14 protein-coding genes and 1 pseudogene are annotated in these 19,782 nt (G+C 68.7%); 7 read left to right on the top strand and 8 right to left on the bottom strand.

The annotated features are described in order from the left end of the window. Window position 1 precedes the first annotated feature (1 nt). The 7 genes from JWP60_RS06320 to JWP60_RS06290 all read left to right on the top strand — a co-directional run bounded on the left by JWP60_RS06320 (window position 2) and on the right by JWP60_RS06290 (window position 9,539). Window positions 2-2,203: a malate synthase G gene (locus JWP60_RS06320; RefSeq protein ID WP_299787927.1), complete on the top strand. Its 2,202-nt coding sequence runs from the start codon at window positions 2-4 to the stop codon at window positions 2,201-2,203. A 248-nt stretch (window positions 2,204-2,451) separates the two neighbouring features. Beyond that, the gene (locus JWP60_RS06315) at window positions 2,452-2,916 is read left to right on the top strand and encodes a (2Fe-2S)-binding protein (RefSeq protein ID WP_299787924.1); all 465 of its coding nucleotides are present in this window, start codon (window positions 2,452-2,454) and stop codon (window positions 2,914-2,916) included. An 11-nt stretch (window positions 2,917-2,927) separates the two neighbouring features. Continuing rightward, entirely contained in the window at window positions 2,928-5,150 is a 2,223-nt protein-coding gene (locus JWP60_RS06310; RefSeq protein WP_299787921.1) for a molybdopterin cofactor-binding domain-containing protein, read from the top strand. A 46-nt stretch (window positions 5,151-5,196) separates the two neighbouring features. Further along, window positions 5,197-5,430 (top strand): cysteine-rich CWC family protein, encoded by a 234-nt coding sequence (locus tag JWP60_RS06305; protein WP_299787919.1) that lies wholly within the window; start codon window positions 5,197-5,199, stop codon window positions 5,428-5,430. Window positions 5,431-5,437: 7 nt separating this feature from the next. After that, window positions 5,438-6,205, top strand: a complete 768-nt coding sequence (locus tag JWP60_RS06300) for a class II glutamine amidotransferase (protein ID WP_299787917.1) — start codon at window positions 5,438-5,440, stop codon at window positions 6,203-6,205. A 27-nt stretch (window positions 6,206-6,232) separates the two neighbouring features. Next, window positions 6,233-8,812 carry a hypothetical protein gene (locus JWP60_RS06295; RefSeq protein ID WP_299787914.1) on the top strand — a complete coding sequence of 860 codons (2,580 nt, stop codon included), beginning with the start codon at window positions 6,233-6,235 and terminating at the stop codon, window positions 8,810-8,812. Between the two features lie 34 nt (window positions 8,813-8,846). Then, window positions 8,847-9,539 carry a hypothetical protein gene (locus JWP60_RS06290; protein ID WP_299787911.1) on the top strand — a complete coding sequence of 231 codons (693 nt, stop codon included), beginning with the start codon at window positions 8,847-8,849 and terminating at the stop codon, window positions 9,537-9,539. 21 nt (window positions 9,540-9,560) lie between these two features. On the opposite strand, the gene gshB is transcribed toward JWP60_RS06290, so the two are convergent. The 8 genes and pseudogenes from gshB to lptE all read right to left on the bottom strand — a co-directional run. Beyond that, window positions 9,561-10,523 (bottom strand): glutathione synthase, encoded by a 963-nt coding sequence (gshB, locus tag JWP60_RS06285; RefSeq protein ID WP_299787908.1) that lies wholly within the window; start codon window positions 10,521-10,523, stop codon window positions 9,561-9,563. A 109-nt stretch (window positions 10,524-10,632) separates the two neighbouring features. Further along, window positions 10,633-12,081, bottom strand: a pseudogene (locus JWP60_RS06280) (NAD(P)/FAD-dependent oxidoreductase); the annotation flags it as partial. Between the two features lie 27 nt (window positions 12,082-12,108). Continuing rightward, the gene (locus JWP60_RS06275; RefSeq protein WP_299787905.1) at window positions 12,109-13,977 is read right to left on the bottom strand and encodes a potassium transporter Kup; all 1,869 of its coding nucleotides are present in this window, start codon (window positions 13,975-13,977) and stop codon (window positions 12,109-12,111) included. Between the two features lie 197 nt (window positions 13,978-14,174). Further along, window positions 14,175-15,467 carry a glutamate--cysteine ligase gene (gene gshA, locus JWP60_RS06270; RefSeq protein ID WP_299787902.1) on the bottom strand — a complete coding sequence of 431 codons (1,293 nt, stop codon included), beginning with the start codon at window positions 15,465-15,467 and terminating at the stop codon, window positions 14,175-14,177. A 61-nt stretch (window positions 15,468-15,528) separates the two neighbouring features. After that, window positions 15,529-16,809: a glutamate-5-semialdehyde dehydrogenase gene (locus JWP60_RS06265; RefSeq protein WP_299787899.1), complete on the bottom strand. Its 1,281-nt coding sequence runs from the start codon at window positions 16,807-16,809 to the stop codon at window positions 15,529-15,531. 7 nt (window positions 16,810-16,816) lie between these two features. Further along, a complete protein-coding gene (holA, locus tag JWP60_RS06260) occupies window positions 16,817-17,920 on the bottom strand; it encodes a DNA polymerase III subunit delta (protein ID WP_299787896.1) in 1,104 nt (367 codons plus the stop codon). Window positions 17,921-18,024: 104 nt separating this feature from the next. Next, window positions 18,025-19,275, bottom strand: a complete 1,251-nt coding sequence (rocD, locus tag JWP60_RS06255; protein WP_299787894.1) for an ornithine--oxo-acid transaminase — start codon at window positions 19,273-19,275, stop codon at window positions 18,025-18,027. Window positions 19,276-19,441: 166 nt separating this feature from the next. Next, the coding region (lptE, locus tag JWP60_RS06250) for an LPS assembly lipoprotein LptE (RefSeq protein ID WP_299787893.1) at window positions 19,442-19,782 on the bottom strand (341 nt) is incomplete at its 5' end.

Below are 19,782 nucleotides of genomic sequence, written 5' to 3'. Positions count from 1 at the left end.
CATGACCAGCCGTACCACCATCCACGGACTTGCCGTGGACACCGCGCTCAAGCGATTCATCGACGAAGAGGTGCTGCCCACCGTGGGCGTGGACAACGCGAAATTCTGGCAAGGCTTCGACGCCATCGTGCGTGAACTCTCGCCGCAGAACACGGCCTTGCTGGCCGAACGCGATCGCTTGCAGGGCGAGCTCGATGGCTGGCACCGGAAGAACCCCGGGCCGGTGCACGATGCGGCCGGCTACCGCGGCTTCCTGGAAAAGATCGGCTACCTGGCGCCGCACACCAAGGGCGCGAAGGCCACCACAGAGAATGTCGATGCCGAACTCGCCTTGCAGGCCGGCCCGCAACTGGTGGTGCCGATTCTCAATGCGCGCTACGCGCTCAATGCCGCCAATGCCCGTTGGGGATCGCTCTACGACGCGCTGTATGGCACCGACGTGATTCCCGAAGACGGCGGCGCCGACAAGGGGCCCGGCTACAACGAAGCGCGTGGCGCGAAGGTGATCGCGCGGGCGCGCCAGGTGCTGGACCAGGCCGCGCCGCTGGCCAACGGATCGCACGTCGATGCCACCGCCTACCAGGTGCGCGACGGCCAGCTCGTCGTGCAGATGAAGGGCGGGCAGTTCTCGGGCCTGCGGGACCGGGCCCGGTTCGTCGGCTATCGCGGCGACGCGGGCGCGCCCTCCTCGGTGCTGCTGAAGAACCATCGCCTGCACCTGGACATCATCATCGACCGCGCCCACTTCATCGGCCGCACCGACGCGGCGGGCGTCTCCGACCTCGCGGTCGAAGCTGCGCTCTCCACCATCCTCGACCTGGAAGACTCGATCGCGGCGGTGGACGCGCAGGACAAGCTGCTGGCCTACCGCAACTGGATGGGCATCCTGCAGGGCACGCTGACCGAGCAGGTGAACAAGGGCGGCAAGAGCTTCACGCGCGGACTGAATCCGGATCGCGTCTATCACGCCCCGAACGGCGACGGCGAGGTGCGCCTGCATGGCCGCTCGCTGCTGTTCCTGCGCAACGTCGGCCACCTGATGACCAACCCGGCGATCCTGTGGGATGGCGGCAAGGAGATCTTCGAAGGGATCATGGACGCGGTGATCACCACCGCCATTGCCATGATCGACCTGCAGGGAAAAGGCGCCAACGGGGTTCGCAACTCGCGCACCGGCTCCATCTACATCGTCAAGCCCAAGATGCACGGGCCGGCGGAATCCGCGTTTGCCTCGGAGCTGTTCGGGCGCGTGGAGCAGCTCCTGGGCTTGCCCGCCAACACGGTCAAGCTGGGGATCATGGACGAAGAGCGCCGCACCAGCGTCAACCTGCAGGCCTGCATCGCGGCGGCGGCGGCGCGCGTCGCCTTCATCAACACCGGCTTCCTCGATCGCACGGGCGACGAGATGCACACCGCCATGTACGCGGGCCCGATGATCCGCAAGGGCGACATGAAGTCCAGCGCCTGGATCCAGGCCTACGAGAAGAGCAACGTGCTGGTCGGCCTGGCCTGCGGCCTGCGCGGGCGCGCGCAGATCGGCAAGGGCATGTGGGCCATGCCCGACCTGATGGCCGCGATGCTGGAGCAGAAGATCGCGCATCCGCGCGCCGGCGCCAACACGGCGTGGGTGCCCTCGCCGACCGCGGCCACGCTGCACGCGCTGCACTACCACCAGGTCGACGTGTTTGCCGTGCAGCAGGAACTGGAACAGATCGACGCCGAGGCGGAGCGCGAACAGCTGCTCGCCGGCCTGCTCACGGTGCCGGTGGCGCCGCAGGCGAACTGGAGCGCCGAAGAGCGACAGCAGGAACTGGAGAACAACGCGCAAGGCATCCTCGGTTACGTCGTGCGCTGGATCGACCAGGGCGTGGGTTGCTCCAAGGTGCCGGACATCCACAACGTCGGCCTGATGGAGGACCGCGCGACGCTGCGCATCTCCAGCCAGCACATCTGCAATTGGCTGCTGCATGGCGTGGTGACCGAGCAGCAGGTGCGCGAGGCCTTCCAGCGCATGGCCGCGGTGGTGGACAAGCAGAACGCGGGCGATCCGTTCTACCGGCCGATGGCGGGCAACTGGGACACCTCGTATGCGTACCGCGCGGCATTGGACCTGGTGTTCAAGGGCAAGGAGCAGCCGAGCGGGTATACCGAGCCGCTGCTGCATGCGTGGCGCTTGAAGGTGAAGGAAGCGGCGGCAAGGTAGGTCGCTCGTCCCTGGTGGGGCGCGCTGCCCGCGTCCCACCCTACGCAGTTGCGTCGGGGGCTGAGCCGCAGGAACCGACAACCGCGCGAAGCCCGTCGGTAGGGTGGGATGCCGAAGGCACCCCATGATGTACGCACCCACCGTCGAGCTCCACCTCTCCCCGCGCGGGAAGCCCCTAGGTCCTTCCCCGTCCCGGCTGCCTAGACTCGTCCCCTTCCGCCTGTGCCGGAAGAAGACGAGGAGATCGCATGGCCAAGATCCTGCTGCGCGTCAACGGCGCGAGCCGCACGCTCGACGCCGACCCGCAGATGCCCCTGCTCTACGCGCTGCGCAACGACCTGGACCTGAGGGGGCCGCGCTTCGGCTGCGGCAAGGGACAGTGCGGCGCCTGCTCGGTGCTCCTCGACGGCCATGTCGTGCGTTCGTGCAGCGTGCCCATGGCCGCCGTCGCCGACCGTTCGATCACCACGCTGGAGGGCCTGGGCAGCAGCGCCAAGCCGAGCGTCGTGCAACAGGCCTTCATCGACGAACAGGCCGCGCAATGCGGCTACTGTGCCAACGGCATGGTGGTCGCGGCCACCGCCTTGCTCAAGTCGAACCCGCACCCCAGCGAGGACCAGATCCGCACTGCGCTGGCCGGCAACCTGTGCCGCTGCGGCACGCACACGCGCATCGTGCGCGCCGTGCAGCGCGCGGCCAGTCAACAAGCCTGAGGAGGACCGTCATGCAACGCAGACAACTCCTGCTCTCCGGTGCCGCTGCCCTGACGCAAGCGCTGGTCGTCGGCTTCAGCTACGCCCCTGGCGCCGCCGCCGCCAAGTCCATGAAGAAGGAAGCGCTCGATGCCTGGCTGGCGCTGGAAGGCGACGGGCGCATCACGATCTACAGCGGCAAGGTCGACCTCGGCACCGGCGTGCGCACCGCGCTCACGCAGATGGTGGCCGACGAACTCGACGTGCCGATGGAGAAGATCGTGCTGGTCATGGGCGACACCGCCACCACCATCGACCAGGGGCAGACCGCCGGCAGCCTGAGCATCAGCGCCGGCGGCCAGCAACTGCGCCAGGCCTGCGCCACGGCGCGCCAGGCGCTGGCCACGCGGGCCGCCGCCACCTGGGGCGTGCAGCCCGCGGAACTCGCCTTCGACGGCGACGGCATGGTGCGGCTGAAAGCCGACCCGGCGCACAGCGCCAGCTACGCCAGCCTGCTCGCCGAGGGTGTGCAGACCATCGCGGTGGATCCCAAGGCGCCGCTGAAGAAGCCCGCCGACCACCGCTTCGTCGGCAAGCCGGTGCGCCGCCTCGACATCCCGGCCAAGGTCACGGGCGAGTTCACCTACGTGCACGACCTCAAGCTGCCAGGCATGGTGCACGCGCGCGTGATCCGGCCGGCTGCGGTGCAGGCCTCGCTGCTGGAAGTCGACGACACTGAAGCCAAGAAGCTCCCCGGTTACCTCGGCACGGTGCACAAGGGCAACTTCCTCGCGGTGCTCGCCAGGACCGAATGGGAGGCCGTGCAAGCCGCCCAGCGCATCCAGCCGCAGTGGTCCGTGTGGAAGGGCCTGCCGGCGCAGGACCGCATGATGGAGACCTGGCGCGCGCAACCGGTGGTCAAGGCCGAACCGCGCCCGAGCCACGGCGACGTGGATGCGGGCCTGGCGCAGGCCGCCAAGACGCTCAAGGCCAGCTACGAGTTCGGCATCCATTCGCACGCGTCGCTCGGCCCGTCCTGCGCCGTCGCGCGCGCCGATGACGCGGGCCTGGAGATCTGGTCGCCCTCGCAGGCCACCCACTCGCTGCAAACCGAGGTGGCGCTGATGCTGGGCGTGCCGAAGGAGAAGGTGCGGCTGCATTATCTCGACGGCTCCGGCTGCTACGGCCGCAACGGTCACGAGGATTGCACCGCCGACGCCGCGCTCGCGGCCACGCTGCTCGCCCAGCGCACCGGGCAAGCCGCCACCGTGCGCGTGCAATGGATGCGCGACGACGAACATGGCTGGGATCCCAAGAGCCCGCCGACGGTGGTCGACCTCGAGGCCGGACTCGATGCGCAGGGCGGCGTCACCGCCTGGAAGTCGCGCTTCATCGTCGCCATGCAGAACGGCACGCTGGAAGAATTCCCGCTGCTGGCCGCGGTGCACTCGGGCGTGGCGAAGAAGGGCACGTACACCGGCAACATCGCGCACAACAGCGACGTGGAGTACGCCTTCCCGGCGACGCTCACGCGCGTCGACCGCGTGGGCAACGCCTTCCTGCGCACCGCCCACCTGCGCACGCCCGGGCGCATGCAGAACAACTTCGCCAACGAGTCCTTCCTGGACGAAGTGGCCGCGGCCGCCGGCAAGGACCCGGTGCAGATGCGGCTGGCCTACCTGAAGGACGAACGCAGTCGTGCCGTGGTGGAAGCCGCGGCGAAGATGGCGGGCTGGCAGGCGCGGCCGGCATTCAGTGCACCCACGGCCGGGCCGCTGGCGCGCGGCCGCGGCTTTGCCTACATCCGGTACCAGAACGAGATCACTTACGTCGCCCTCGCCTGCGATGTGGTGGTCGACCGGGAAAGCGGCAAGGTGCGGGTCGAGCGCGTGTTCTGCGCGCACGACTGCGGCCAGGTGATCAACCCCGATGGCGTGCGCAACCAGGTGGAGGGCGGCATCGTGCAGACCGTCAGCCGCACGCTGCTGGAGGAAGTGCGCTTCGATGCCAGCCGCGTGACGAGCACCGACTGGGCGAGCTACCGCATCCTCACCTTCCCCGACGTGCCGAAGATCGAGGTGCAGGTCATCAATCGGCCAGAGGCGCCGCCCTGGGGCGCCGGCGAGATGGCGGCTGCCGTCGTGCCCGCGGCCATCGGCAACGCGATCTACGACGCGACCGGCGTGCGCCTGCGCAGCGTGCCCTTCCTGCCGACCAAGATGCTGGCGGCGCTGGCCGAGCCGCGCAAGGCCTGAGACCCGCGCCGGGTGGGCCGCGGCCGCCCGGTGCGAAGCGGCTACGATGGGGCTCGTGCCGCTTGCCACCGACGACCCCGGACGCTGCCCGCTGTGCGGGCAGCCGAACACCTGCGCCATGGAAACCGAGCGCGCCAGCGGCATCCCGCAGGGCCCCTGCTGGTGCCGGCAGGTCGACTTCGCTGCCGACCTGCTGGCGCGCGTGCCCGTCGAGGCGCGCGGCCGCTCCTGCATCTGCCCCGCCTGCGCCCGCGCGCCGCAGGCCCGCACTGGCCAATAATCGAAGCATGTGCCAGCTGCTCGGGATGAACTGCAACACGCCGACCGACGTGACCTTCAGCTTTGCGGGCTTCGCCCAGCGCGGCGGCCGCACCGACCACCATGCCGACGGCTGGGGCATCGCCTTCTTCGAGGGACGCGGCCTGCGCCACTTCGTCGACCACCAGCCGGCCGCGGAGTCGCCGGTGGCAGACCTGATCCGTCGCTATCCCATCCAGAGCCGGCATGTGGTGGCACACATCCGCAAGGCCACGCAGGGCGAGGTCGCGCTGCAGAACTGTCACCCGTTCGTGCGCGAGCTGTGGGGCCGCTACTGGGTGTTCGCGCACAACGGCGACCTGCAGGACTTCGACCCGCGCCTGCACGGCAGCTTCCATCCGGTGGGCAGCACGGACAGCGAGCGCGCCTTCTGCTGGCTGATGCAGGAATTGCGCAAGTCGCATGCGGGCATGCCCAGCGTGGAGGAACTGACGATCACGCTGCGCGAGCTGACGCCGCGCATCGCGCGCCACGGCCGCTTCAACTTCCTGCTGTCCAACGGCGACGCCCTGTGGGCCCATTGCTCCACCAACCTCTATTACGTGGAGCGGCAGCATCCCTTCGCGCACGCGCAACTGGCGGACGAGGACCTGAGCGTCGACTTCGCGCAGCACACCTCGCCCGCGGACAAGGTGGCGGTGGTGGTGACTGCGCCGCTGACGGTCGACGAGCAGTGGACGCAGTTCCAGCCGGGCGAGCTGAAGGTGTTCGTCGACGGGGTGGCGCTGGCTTCCTGAAAAACAAAGAGCACGGGGAATTCGCGGATGTACTGGCTGGTGTTGCCTCTGGTGTTCACGGTTGCGGCGTGGGCCGTGGGACGGGTGATCGTCCGCGGCCTGCGCTGCACCCCCGTCTCGGAAGGAAGCGCGATCTTCGTCGGCCTGGCGGCCATCATCGTGGTTCTCTCGTGGTGCAGCTTCGTCGGCGGTATCGGGGTTCGGCCCGCACGGTTCGTGCTCATCCCGCTCGTGTTGGCGGCGCTGGCGCTCGGGTGGCGCCACCTGCGCGTGCCGGACTGGCGCGAGATCGGGCTGCTCGCAGTGATGCTGCTGGCGGTGTACCTGCACTACCTGTGGCCCGTCATGCGCGCAGGCAGCCACATCGTCCTGTTCTCGGCGGGCGATTTCAACCAGTACGTCGGCATGGGCACCTGGTTGCGTGACCACGGCATCGCGGATCCGGTCGACTTCGGCCTCGGGTTCAGCCCCTTGCAGGCGAACGTGGCCGATCACCAGGCCTCTCACCTGCGCATCGGCGCACTGCTGCTGCTCGGGCTGTTCGCGTCCTTCGGCCGCGCCGACGTGACGTCCGTGTTCGCTGCTTTCACCGGCTTCATCCTCGCGTTGCAGGCCCTGGCGGTGGTGCTGCTTGCGCGCAGGCTGGCGCCGGGGCTGCCCGCCTGGCTGACCACCCTGGCCGGCCTGTTGTTCGGCGTGTCGCCGACGGCCACCTGGGCGGCCTACGCGGCGTTCATTCCACAGACCCTGGGGCTCGCGTTCGTGGTCGCGACGGTCGCAGCAGTGGCAGAGCTGGTCGCGGCGCGGCCCGCCCAGCCGCTGCCCTGGCGCAGGACGATCGCGTGGGCTCTTCCCGCAGGCCTGCCGGCGTTTGCCGCCTGGTCCTGCTATCCCGAGGCCGTGCCGCTCGGTGCCCTCATGAGCGTGTGCTACCTGGCGGCGGCGCTCGGTCCGCACTGGCGCGCGCCGGTGGTGCGGCGAACCGCGCTGCAGATCGTGCTGGGCGTCACGCTGGTGTGGACGCTCATCTCGCCGGCCAATTTCTGGTGGGGCGTGCAGGGCATGGCGGCCCAGCTGCACGGCGTCGCCCACGGCGCCGAACAGACGGTCGGCGTGCGCAACCTGCTGGCGATGACCATGGGTGCGATGGGACAGCCCCTGAACGGCACCGGCACGCTGTTCTCGCAGGGCTGGTTCGCGGCGGTTTCGCTCGCCTGCTGTGGCTTGGGCGTCCTGGGCATCGGCTACCTGCTGACCAAGCGCGAGCGCGCGCTGCCGCTGGCGATCCTGCTGTCCGGCGCGATCCTGTTCGGCTTCGTGCTTCAGCACTATTCCCAGGCGCGCATCGGTACCCGCCCCGATTGGCGGGCGATGTATACGTGGAACCTGTTCAAGGCCGCCACCTACCTCAGCCCGTTCGTGATGCCGATGGCCTTCGTCGGGCTCGCTGCGCTGGGGCGGCGGCTGGCGCGCTCGCAGGGCCTGCATGCCGCTTGCGCCGTGATGGCGCTCGCCCTCATCGCCATCGCCGTGCGGCAGGACGCCTGGGCCGCCAGCAAGATGAATTTCGTACGCATCCCGGCCGACCTGCGCCCGCTGCTGGCGAACATTCCGCCCGGGCGGCTGCTGCTGGACATCCACAACAACCAGGATGAAGCGGACTACTACCAGCGGTACGCCATCTACGGTGTGCTCCGCTTGCGCCCCTTCGTCTCCACCCGCGACTGGCAGCCGTTCCACCTCTACGTTCCACGCGACCCCGGAAGCGATGCGATGCGCGACGCGTTTCTCGCGCAACCATTCCGCTACCTGCTGAGCGATCGGCCACGGCGCTATCCGGGTGGGCGGGCGCTGGCGAGCGCTGGCCCCTATACCTTGCTGGATGTCGCCGGCCTCGACTTCAGCACCCGCTTGCAGGAATGGAACCGGCCAGCCCAGATCTTGCTCAACCTGGGGGCGTCGAACAAGGTGCGTGCGATCGCCGCGACCGTGTACAACGCCGGCCCCAGCAAGGTGGTGTACGACATCTTCGGGCACCTGCAGGAATTCGACACCCACGGAGCGAACCCCTTCGTGCTGCAACTGCCCGCAGAAGCCACCGGCAGCCTGGCACTGCTGTCCTTCGAGCCGCCGCCCGCGTTGCCGCCGCAGATCTTCCTGCGCCCCGGAGAGCTGCCGGCCGTGCCGGAGGTGAAGTACGACCTCATGCCGGTGCTGGTCCAGGAGCAGATCTCCACCGACGCCGAGGGGCACGTCATGCACCTGGACCGCTCGGGCACTACGGTGCGCCTCACCATGACGCAGGCGGGGACCTCGCGCGCGCTGGTGAGCGTCGAAGCGGAACGAGGCGCCTACCTGCTCCACCTGGAAGTCGGGAATGTGACGGTGCGCGAGCGCGGCGAGTCCGGCTTCGGCGCCTTCTTCGGTCCGGAAAACAACGCGTCCGGCAGCGTCGAACTCCGGTCCGGCAGCCACTATTACCTGCCGGTGCTTGCGACGAAGCAGGAACGGGACCTGTTCGCCATCGGCTTCGGCGGCTGGGGGCGCGGCAGCGGCAGCATCGAGATCAGGAAGCTCGAGCTGGTGCTGCAGCATCCGGTTCGCTGAGAGCCGCGGGTGCTGGCAAGCGCGCCGGCTCAGTATGATGCACGGCGCCAGCTTCGGATCCCCCGGGCTGGCCACACCTGTTGCTGCCAGCGGAGATCGGATGCCTCATTCAGCCTTGGCCCAAACCGGCGCATCGCCGAAAAACCCTGGTGCCCTGAGCGCGCTGCGCATGCTGGCAGCGGCCGTCGGCACTGTCCTGGCCTGCGCCGCGTGCCAGCCGGATACCGGGAGCAAGGAGGCCGGCGCCAAGGCGGCAGCGGAAGGGGCGCCTGCTCCCGCCGGGCCGGGCCAGGTGCCGGATGGCGCCACCCTCGACCTGAAGCCGCAGATCATCGACACCACGATCTCCACGGACGCGGGCGGCGCCAAGATGGCCTTGGAACGCAAGGCCTCTTCCGTCACGCTCACCATGCCGCGCGCCGGCACGTCGCGGGCCCAGCTGACCGCGGTGCTCGATCCCGGTGACTACGACGTGCACCTGCAGCTCGGCGCAGTGGAGGTCCAGGACCGTGCGCGCGACGGCTTCGGCGCCTTCTTCGGGCCGGACAACGACCGGGCCGCCAGCATCGAGCTGAAACCCAACTCGGACCAGCATGTCCGCATCACCGTGCCCGCCAAGAAGCAGGCGTACTTTTCGCTCGGATTCGGCGGCTGGGGCAAAGCGCGCGGGACCATGGAGATCAGGACGCTGGAAGTCACCAAGGCCCCCAAGGCCCCCAAGGCCTGAGCACCAGGGCGAGGCCGTGCCTCAGAGCACCGTCCGGTCCCGGTCGATCGCCTCCTCCAGCGCATCGAGGAACATCGCCGGCACGTCGAAGCCGGTCTGTTGCGTGATCTCCTGGAAGCAGGTGGGGCTGGTGACGTTGATCTCGGTCAGGCAGTCGCCGATCACGTCCAGGCCGATCAGCAGCAGGCCGCGCTCGTTGAGCAGCGGGCCGATGGTCTCGGCGATCTCGCGATCGCGGTCCGAGATCGGCTGCGCCACGCCCTTGCCGCCCACGGCCAGGTTGCCGCGGATCTCGCTGCCTTGCGGGATGCGCGCCAGGCAGAAGGGCACGACGCGGCCGCCGATCACCAGCACGCGCTTGTCGCCCTGCGCGATCTCGCGCACGAAGCGCTGCACCATGATCGTGGTGCTGCCCTCGCGGTTGAGGGTCTCGATGATCGAGCCGAGGTTCAGGCCGTCGGGGCCGACGCGGAAGATGCCCATGCCGCCCATGCCGTCCAGCGGCTTGAGGATGATGTCGCGATGCTCTTGGTGGAAGCGCCGCACCTCGTCGGCCGAGCGCGTGACCAGCGTGGGGCTCAGGAATTGCGGGAACTCCATGATCGCCAGCTTCTCGGGATGATCGCGCAGCGCCCCCGGCCGGTTGAAGATCTTGACGCCCTCGCGCTCCGCCTGCTGCAGCAGGTGGGTGGCATAGAAGTACTCGCCGTCGAAGGGCGGGTCCTTGCGCATCACCACCGCGTCGAAGTCGCGCAGCGGCCGCACGCGCGACTCGCGCACCTGGAACCAGTCGTGTTCGGCGCCGGTCAGTTCGATGTCACGCACCTCGGCATGAGCCACCTCGCCCGAGCGCCAGCCCAGATGCCGCGGCTCGCAGGCGAACACGCGGTGGCTGCGCCGCTGGGCCTCGCGCATCATCGAGAAGGTGGTGTCCTTGTAAGTCCGGAAGACCTCGAGCGGGTCGGCGACGAAGAGGATGTTCATTGGCTTGCACTGTTGCACAAATCGCCAGGGGGCTGCTGGTGCGGCCGCGTCCAGCCATGCCGCCGGCGCGGCTGCTCGGGCGGCCGCGCAATCATCGCGGGATCTCGCCGCGCCGGGCGAAGCGCAGTGCGCCGTCGGCCAGTGGCGAGAGCTTCAGCGCCAGCAGGTCGCGCAGGTAACTCTGGTGGATGCGCCAGGGCTTGCGGCCGCCCTGCCGAGGCAACTCGTTCACCGCGCGCTGGATGTAGCCCGAGGAGAGGTCGAGCGCGGGCCGGCTCGCGCCGCTGTCGCCCTCGTGCACCGGCACGCAGACGTCGAGGCGGCGATCGCGCAGGTGGTTCAGCACGCGGCACACCTGGCGTGCGATCAGTTCTGCCTTGAGCGTCCAGGACGCGTTGGTGTAGCCGATGGCCATCGCGAAGTTCGGCACGCCGCTGAGCATCATGCCCTTGTACGAGAACTCCGCGCCCGGCTGCACGGCAGCGCCGTCGACGGTGAGGCGGGCGCCGCCGAGCATCTGCAGCTTGAGCCCGGTGGCAGTGACGATGAGGTCCGCGGCCACTTCGGCACCGGAGGCGAGCCGCACGCCGGCGGGCGTGAAGGCGGCGATCGTGTCGGTGACGATGGAGGCGCGGCCCGAGCGCAGCACCTGGAACAGGTCGGCATCGGGCGCGATGCACAGGCGCTGGTCCCAGGGCGCGTAGCCCGGCTCCAGGTGCTGAAGCGCGACACCGCTTTGCCTTTGCGCCTGCCGCACGAGGAAGCGCCGCATGGCCTGCGGACGCCGGCGCGAGAACTGGAACAGCGCCGCAGAGAGCAGGATGTTCTTCCAGCGGATCAGGCGATAGGCCAGCGCGCGTGGCAAGGCCCGCTGCAGCGCGCCGCCCAGTGCGTCGCGCGCCGGCAGCGCGAGGATGTAGCTGGGCGAACGCTGCAGCAGCGTCACGTGCGCGGCCTGCCTCGCCAGTGCGGGCACCAGCGTGATCGCCGTCGCGCCGCTGCCGATCACCAGCACGCGCCGGCCCGCCACGTCGAGGTCCGCCGGCCAATGCTGCGGATGGACGATGCGGCCGCGGAAGTCGGCGCTTCCCGGCCACTCGGGTGCGTGGCCCCGCGCGTAGTCGTAGTAGCCGCTGCAGAAGAAGAGGAAGCGGCACTCGATGCGCAGGCGCTCGCCGGCGGCCTCGACTTCGACGCGCCAACGGGCGCGCGCGGAGTCCCAGTCGGCCGCGATCACGCGGTGGCCGAAACGGATGTGGGGCAGCACGCCCTCGTCGCGCGCCGTCGCGCGGATGTAGTCGCGGATCGCCGCGCCGTCGGCAATCGCGGCATCGCTGGTCCAGGGCCGGAAGCTGTAGCCCAGCGTGAACATGTCCGAGTCCGACCGGACGCCCGGGTAGCGGAACAAGTCCCAGGTGCCGCCGATCGCGGCGCGCCCTTCGAGGATCACGAAGCTGCGGTCGGGGCATTCGCGCTGCAGGTAATGGGCCGCCGCGATACCGGAGAGGCCGGCGCCGACCACGACCACGTCCAGCTCCGCGGGTGTACCGGTCGCCATCCTGCTGTCAGTGCTGCGCAGCGCGCTTCAGATCTCCACCTTGCTGCCCAACTCCACGACCGAGTTGTTCGGCAGGTTCAGGAAGTCCGCCGCGGCGCTGGCGTTGTGGTGCATCTGGGCAAACAGCTTCTCGCGCCAGGCCGACATGCCGCCGCCTATGGTGGGCACCACCGTGTCGCGCGACAGAAAGTAGCTGGTGGTCATGGCCTCCAACTCGCAGCCGCGGGCGCGGATCTGCTGCAGCGCGCGCGGCACGTCGGGGTCGTTCTTGAAGCCGTAGTGCAGGATCACCTGCCAGCAGTCGTGGCCCATCGGCTCGATCTCGGCGCGGCGGTCCAGGCCGATCCATGGCACCTCGTGGCTGCGCACCGTGACGAACAGGTTGTGCTCGTGCAGCACCTTGTTGTGCTTCAGGTTGTGCAGCATCGCGTTGGGCACCGTGCCGGGTTCCGCCGTGAGGAACACCGCCGTGCCGGGCACGCGCAGCGGCGGCACCGCAAACACCGATTCGAGGAAGCTCTTGAGGTCGATGGCGTCGGTGACCAGCTTTTCGTTGAGGATGCTGCGGCCGCGCTTCCACGTCATCATCAGCGTGAAGATGAAGCCGCCGATCATCAGCGGGAACCAGCCGCCTTCGAACAGCTTGAGCAGGTTGGAGGTGAAGAACGCCAGGTCCACCAGGAAGAACCAGCAGGTGGCCCCGATGCACAGCGCCAGCGGATAGCCCCAGCCGTAGCGGATCACGAAGAAGGTCAGGATCGTGGTGATCAGCATGTCCAGCGTCACGGCGATGCCATAGGCCGAGGCCAGCGCGCTGGACGAGCGGAACATCACCACCGCGATCACGATGGCGACGAACAGGCCCCAGTTCACGGCCGGCACGTAGATCTGCCCGGTGTCGCGCACGCTGGTGTGCTGCACGTTCAGGCGCGGCAGGTAGCCGAGCTGCACCACCTGCTTGGTCACGCTGAAGGCGCCGGTGATCAGGGCCTGCGACGCGATCACCGTCGCGGCGGTGGCCAGCACCACGAGGGGCAGCAAGGCCCAGTCCGGCGCCATCACGAAGAAAGGGTTCTTCACCGCCTCCGGGTGGGCCAGCAGCAGCGCGCCCTGGCCGAAGTAGTTGACGGTGAGCGCCGGCATGACGACGCTGAACCAGGCGACGCGGATCGGCTTCTTGCCGAAGTGGCCCAGGTCGGCGTACAGCGCCTCGGCGCCCGTCACGCACAGCACGACCGCACCCAGGATGATGAAGGTGACCTTCGGGTGCTCGAAGATGAAGCGCACCGCATACACCGGGCTCAGCGCCTTGAGGATCTCGGGATGGCGCACGATGTGCGAGGCACCGAGCACGGCAATGGTCGCGAACCAGACCAGCGTGATCGGCCCGAAGAACTTGCCGATGCCGCCGGTGCCGCGCTTTTGCACCACGAACAGCATGAGCAGGATCACCAGCGTGAGCGGGATCACCCACTCGTCCAGGTGCGGCGAGACGATCTTCAGGCCTTCCACGGCCGACAGCACCGAGATCGCGGGGGTGATGACGCCGTCGCCGTAGAAGAGCGAGGTGCCGAAGATGCCCACGGCCAACAGCGCCTGGCGCAGCTTGGGCTTGTCCTTCACCGCCTGCGAGGCCAACGCCAGCATGGCGATCAGGCCGCCCTCGCCGTTGTTGTCGGCGCGCAGCACGAGCACCACGTACTTGATCGAGACGATGACCGTCAGCGTCCAGAAGAAGATGGACAGCACGCCGTAGACGTTCTGCGGCGTGAAGGGCACGTGTCCGGAGCCGAAGACTTCCTTGACGGCATAGAGGACGCTGGTGCCGATATCGCCATAGACGACACCGATGGCGCCAATGGTGAGCGCCGCAAGCGATGATTTGGAGTTCTGCACGAACGGCCCCGTCCCGGCCCAGGGCGCCGGCGGGATCTTGAACTTTGGGACCGCTATTGTGCGCCTGCGCTGCCGGCGCGCCGTCTGGTTGTTGCACCGCAACAACTGGAAGGCGGCGCTGGGGTCGCTGCGCGAGCCCAGCCTACAGCAGGCGTCGGGTAGGCTGGGCTGGCCGCAGGCCACCCCAGCATCTGGCGCTATTCGTACACCTCAGCCTCGGGATCCGTCGCCTCCAGCTCGTAGCTCGCCGCCAGCATCGCCAGCCGCCCGATCACCCCGTACATGTAGAACCGGTTGGGCGCGCTGGCGCCGGGCTTCTGGCCGGGCTGCGGCAAGCGGGTGCTTTCGGCGAACGCCAGCGGCACGAAGCTGGCGCCGGGCGCGTTGAGGTTCTCATCCGTGCCGCGCTCCGCATGCACGCGGTAGAAGCCGCCCACAACGTAGCGGTCCATCATGTACACCACCGGCTCGGCCACGGCGTCGTTGATGCGCTCGGCGGTGAGCACGCCCTCCTGGATGATCACGTCCGTGATCGCCGCCCCGGTCTTCACCACCGGCGGCTTGTTGCGCGGCCGATCGCGGATCGCGTCCAGGTCCTTCACCTCGCGCACGGTCATGATGCCCATGCCGGCGCTGCCATTGTCGGCCTTGACGATCACGAAGGGCTTCTCGTTGATCCCGTATTCCTTGTACTTCTTGCGGATCTTGGTCAGCAGCGTATCGACGTTGGTGCGCAGGCACTCCAGCCCTTCCTGCTTGAAGAAGTCCAGTTCGCCGCAGCGGTTGAACATCGGATTGATCAGCCAGGGGTCGATGCCCAGCATCTTGCCGAAGCGCTTGGCCACCTCGTCGTAGCTTTGGAAGTGCCGGCTCTTGCGGCGCACCGACCAGCCCGCGTGCAGCGGCGGCAGCAGGTACTGCTCGTGCAGGTCCTCCAGGATGCCCGGTGCACCGGCGGTGAGGTCGTTGTTCAGCAGGATGGTGCAGGGGTCGAAGTTCTTCAGCCCGAGCCGCCGCTTGCCGCGCACGATCGGCTCGAGCGTGATCGTTTCGCCGCCGGGCAGGTCGACGGTCGTGGGCTTCTTGATGTCGGCGTCGATCGAGCCCACGCGCACGTTCAGCCCCGCCATGCGGAAGATCTTCTGCAGCTGCGCGATGTTGGCCAGGTAGAAGGGGTTGCGGGTGTTCTCCGGCACCACCAGCAGGTTCTTGGCCTCCGGGCAGATCTTCTCGATGGCGGCCATCGCCGCCTGCACGCCCAGCGGCAGCATCTCCGGCGTCAGGTTGTTCCAGCCGCCGGGGTACAGGTTGGTGTCGACCGGCGCCAGCTTGAAGCCGGCATTGCGGATATCCACCGAGCAGTAGAAGGGCGGCGTGTGCTCCATCCATTCCAGCCGGAACCAGCGTTCGACCGCCGGCATGGACTCCAGGATGCGTTGCTCGAGTTCGTTGATCGGCCCGGTGAGGGCCGTGATGAGATGGGGGACCATTGCCTCTACTTGGGTGCTTTGCGCCCGCTGTGCAAGACCATCTCGGCGCTTGCGCCGTCGGTCATCCGCGGATTTCGCCGTTGCCGAGAACGATCCATTTGAGCGAGGTCAGGCCCTCGATGCCGACCGGCCCGCGAGCGTGGAACTTGTCGGTGCTGATGCCGATCTCCGCGCCCAGCCCGTATTCGAAGCCGTCGGCAAAGCGCGTGCTGGTATTGACCATCACGCTGGCCGAGTCCACCTCGCGCAGGAAGCGCTGCGCATGCACGTGGTCGCGCGTGAGGATCGCGTCCGTGTGGTGCGAGGAATAGCGGTTGATGTGCGCGATCGCCTCGTCGAGGCCGGCAACCACCTTCACGCTGATGATGGGCGCGAGGTATTCGGCGGACCAGTCCGCCTCGCTCGCCTCCTGCACGTTGGCGCCCGGCACCTGCTGCAGGAGCGCGCGCGCCTCGGCGTCGCAGCGCATCTCCACGCCCTTGGCCGCGAACACGGCGCCGATCTTCGGCAGGAACGCGGGGCCCACGCCGCGTGCGACCAGCAGGCCCTCGCTGGCGTTGCACGGGCTGTACTTCTGGGTCTTGGCGTTGTCCGCGACCTTCACCGCCATCTCGAGGTCGCAGGGATCGTCGACATAGGTGTGGCAGTTGCCATCGAGGTGCTTGATCACCGGCACCTTGGCCTCGCGCGAGATGCGCTCGATCAGGCTCTTGCCGCCGCGCGGGATCACCACATCGACGTATTCCGGCATGGCGATCAGGCGGCCGACCGCCTCGCGGTCCGTGGTCTGCACCAGCTGCACGGCCTCGGGGGGCAGGCCGGCCTGCAGCAGCGCCTGCTGCACCAGCCGGGCGAGTGCCTTGTTGGATTCGATCGCCTCCGAGCCGCCGCGCAGGATGCAGGCGTTGCCGCTCTTGATCGACAGGCTGGCCGCCTCGATGGTCACGTTGGGCCGGCTCTCGAAGATCATGCCGAACACGCCGAGCGGCACGCGCATCTGGCCCACGCGGATGCCGCTGGGCTGCTGCTTCATGCCGACGATCTCGCCGATGATGTCCGGCATCACCGCGAGCTGCTCGCAGCCGATGGCCAGCGTCTCGATGATCCCGGTCGTGAGCTTGAGGCGATCGACCATGGGCACGGCCAGGCCGGCGGCGGTGGCGCGCTCGATGTCTTTCGCGTTCTCGGCTTGCAGCGATGTGCCGCTGGTGCGCAGCAGGCCGGCCAACGCACGCAAGGCCTGGCTCTTCTCCGCCGCCGAGGCGGACGCCATGCGCGCGGAAGCCTCGCGGGCCTGCAGGCCCAGCGAGCTCATGTGCTCGGAGATGTTCATGGCGTTCATCGGGTGATTATCCCCTGCCCCTTTGGGTACCGCCCCCACCCTGCCCTCCCACTGAGGTGACGGGTGAAGCGACCGCGAGGCACAGGTCCATCGCCAGGCGATGGAGCGCCTGCCAGCCCTCGGTCGGCCAGCCCGGCGCCTTCAGGCCCTTGACGATGCCGTCGGCCACGTGCGCCGCGTGCAGCAGGTTGTCCAGCGTCGTGGGCGAAAGCCGGGGCAGCACGCGCTCGAACAGCTTTTCCTTGACGCCCCACACGCGCTGTTCGCGCAGCGCGATCGGCAGCGGTCGGCCGGCGACGATCGCATCCTTGACGCGCTTCAAGGCGCGGATGTCCTCCGAGAGCGTGTAGTGCACCAGCACCGCCGCCTCGCCTTCGGCTTGCAGGCCATCCAGCATGCGCTGCACGCGGGCGGCTTGGCCGCCCAGCGCCGCTTCGGACAGCTTGAACACGTCGTAGCGGGCGACGTTCAACACCGCGCTTTCGACCTGCGCGAACGACAGCTCGCCGGCCGGATACAGCAAGGCGAGCTTCTGGATCTCCTGGTGGGCGGCCAGCAGGTTGCCCTCGACGCGATCGGCGAAGAACTGCAGCGTCCGCTGGCCTTCCTCGCCGGCGGCCACCCGCTGGCCATGGACCGCCAGCCTTTGCGAGATCCATTGCGGCAGGGCACCGCGTTCCACCGGCTGCACCTCGATGGCGACGCCGTGGCCTTCGAGGGCCGCGAACCAGGCCGACTTCTTCGTCTGGAAATCCACCTTCGGCAGCAGGACCAGCGTGAGCGTGCTGTCGTTGCCGCTGGAAGTTTCGGCAATCTGCTGCAGCGCCGTGCTGCCCTCCTTGCCCGGCTTGCCCGAGGGCACGCGGATCTCCACGATCTGCTTGTCGGCAAAGAGGCTGAGCGAACCGCCGGCCGCGAGCACGGCGCTCCAGTCGAAGTGCGCGCCGGAGACGGTGTGCACGCTGCGCTCGGTATAGCCCTGCGCACGCGCGGTCGCGCGGATCGCGTCGGCGGCCTCCTGCACCAGCAAGGGCTCGTCGCCGTGCAGGGTGTAGAGGGGACGCAGCGCGCGCTGCAGGTGCTGGGGGAGTTGGGCAGGGGCAAGCTGCATGGGCCGAGTCTACCGGGCGCGTTGCTTGCCCGTAGGCTGGGCTGCGCGATGCGCACCCCAGCTGGGCGAACGCCATCGCTGGGGTGCCCTGCGGGCAGCCCAGCCTACGCGAGCCCCAGCTCCCGATGTTTCTCCAGCGCCACGCGCCGGAAGATCTCCACCGCTCGATCCATCAGTGCATGCGTGATCGTCAGCGGCGGCGCGAAGCGGATCACGGTGTCGTGCGTTTCCTTCGACAGCACGCCGTTGGCGGCGAGCCGCTCCACCAGGTCGCGCGCCGTGGTGCAGGACGGCTCGATGTCCACGCCGATCCACAGGCCGCGGCCACGCACGTCGCGAATCAGCGGCTGCACTTGCGCCTGCACTTCACGCAGGCGCTTGAACAGGTACTCGCCCTTCTCCGCGCAGTGCGCGACCAGCCCTTCTTCGTCGAGGACCTTCAGGCCTTCCAGGGCCACCGCCGCGGCCAGTGCATTGCCGCCGAAGGTGGAGCCATGGCTGTTCGGCACGAAGACCTGCATCACGCGGTCGTCGGCACAGAAAGCGCTGACCGGCAACAGGCCGGCGCCCAGCGCCTTGCCCAGGATCAGCGCGTCGGGGCGGATGCCTTCGTGCTCGAAGGCGAACCACTTGCCGGTGCGCCCCAGTCCCGCCTGCACCTCGTCGTCGATCAGCAGCACGTTGTTGGCGGTGCACCAGTCGCGCAGCTCGCGGAAGAAGCCCGGTGGCGGCACCACCACGCCGGCCTCGCCCTGGATCGGCTCGATCAGCACGGCGCAGGTGTTCCCGGTGGCCGCCGCCTTCACGCTCGCCATGTCGCCGAAGTCGAAGTGCTGGAAGCCGCCGCAGAACGGCCCGAAGCCGGTACGGTACTCCTCCTCGCTGGAGAAGCCGATGATGGTGCTGGTGCGGCCGTGGAAGTTGCCGCGTGCCACCAGGATGCGCTGCTCGCCGTCCGGGATCCCCTTGATGCAATGGCCCCAGCGACGGGCGCACTTGATCGCGGTCTCCACCGCCTCGGCGCCGGTGTTCATCGGCAGCGCGCGCTCGAAGCCGGTCACCTCGCTGAGTTTTTCCAGCAGGGGGCCCAGCGTGGTGCCGTAATACGCGCGGGACATCACGGCGACCTTCTGCAGCTGGCGCTGCGCCGCCGCGACGATGCGCGGATGCAGGTGGCCGTGGCTGACCGAGGAGTACGCGCTCATCATGTCGATGTACTCCTTGCCTTCCACATCCCACACGAGGCAGTCCTTGGCATGGTCCACCACCACCGGCACGGGCGCGTAGTTGCGCGCACCGTGGCGGGCCTCCTTGCCGATCAGGTCGTGGGTGACGGAGCTTGTGGTGGCGTCCATGCGATGGCTCCCCTGTTCTTGTGAAAGATGGGGCCGCCGCCGGGCGAGCGCAAGGGCAGCGCCACGGCGGCGGCACGGACAGGGTGGCACCTGCCGGGCCACAGGGCTGTAGGACGCGCGAATCGGACCATGCAGGCGCGACGGCGGCGCCTGCCAGCGCTGAGCCTTACAAGGTCCGGATGGCGGCCAGCCGCCGCAGGAGCTGCTGCACCAGGTCGCTCTGCATGTCGCGGTACAGCAAGCCCTCTTCCGCCTCCTTGGACAGCACCGCGCCTTCGTTGAAGCTGATGTCGCGCTGCTGCAAGAGCTCGGTGTCGGGAATCAGCTCCTTGCCCCCAGGGGTGCGCAGGCGGAAGTGGATGCGCGAGCGCAGCTGGAACTCGGTCACCTGGCCGGTCGAGTTGAGGCCTACCACGATCTTCTCGCGCAGCTCGCTGATCAGGTCGAAGATGACGCGGTTTCCAGCGCCGGGCAGCGCCGCGGCCGCCGACGCCGCGGCATCGGCCT

Origin of the sequence: Ramlibacter sp. (assembly GCF_028291745.1) — a bacterium.
Classification (GTDB): domain Bacteria; phylum Pseudomonadota; class Gammaproteobacteria; order Burkholderiales; family Burkholderiaceae_C; genus Ramlibacter.
This window is presented reverse-complemented; position numbering and strand designations above follow the sequence as displayed.

What these genes read in the sequence shown, in the direction of transcription:
- JWP60_RS06320 (WP_299787927.1), top strand. Translation starts at nt 2, where the DNA reads ATGACCAGCCGTACCACCATCCACGGACTTGCCGTGGACACCGCGCTC.
- JWP60_RS06315 (WP_299787924.1), top strand. Translation starts at nt 2,452, where the DNA reads ATGGCCAAGATCCTGCTGCGCGTCAACGGCGCGAGCCGCACGCTCGAC.
- JWP60_RS06310 (WP_299787921.1), top strand. Translation starts at nt 2,928, where the DNA reads ATGCAACGCAGACAACTCCTGCTCTCCGGTGCCGCTGCCCTGACGCAA.
- JWP60_RS06305 (WP_299787919.1), top strand. Translation starts at nt 5,197, where the DNA reads ATGGGGCTCGTGCCGCTTGCCACCGACGACCCCGGACGCTGCCCGCTG.
- JWP60_RS06300 (WP_299787917.1), top strand. Translation starts at nt 5,438, where the DNA reads ATGTGCCAGCTGCTCGGGATGAACTGCAACACGCCGACCGACGTGACC.
- JWP60_RS06295 (WP_299787914.1), top strand. Translation starts at nt 6,233, where the DNA reads ATGTACTGGCTGGTGTTGCCTCTGGTGTTCACGGTTGCGGCGTGGGCC.
- JWP60_RS06290 (WP_299787911.1), top strand. Translation starts at nt 8,847, where the DNA reads ATGATGCACGGCGCCAGCTTCGGATCCCCCGGGCTGGCCACACCTGTT.
- gshB (WP_299787908.1), bottom strand. Translation starts at nt 10,523, where the DNA reads ATGAACATCCTCTTCGTCGCCGACCCGCTCGAGGTCTTCCGGACTTAC.
- gshA (WP_299787902.1), bottom strand. Translation starts at nt 15,467, where the DNA reads ATGGTCCCCCATCTCATCACGGCCCTCACCGGGCCGATCAACGAACTC.
- JWP60_RS06265 (WP_299787899.1), bottom strand. Translation starts at nt 16,809, where the DNA reads ATGAACGCCATGAACATCTCCGAGCACATGAGCTCGCTGGGCCTGCAG.
- holA (WP_299787896.1), bottom strand. Translation starts at nt 17,920, where the DNA reads ATGCAGCTTGCCCCTGCCCAACTCCCCCAGCACCTGCAGCGCGCGCTG.
- rocD (WP_299787894.1), bottom strand. Translation starts at nt 19,275, where the DNA reads ATGGACGCCACCACAAGCTCCGTCACCCACGACCTGATCGGCAAGGAG.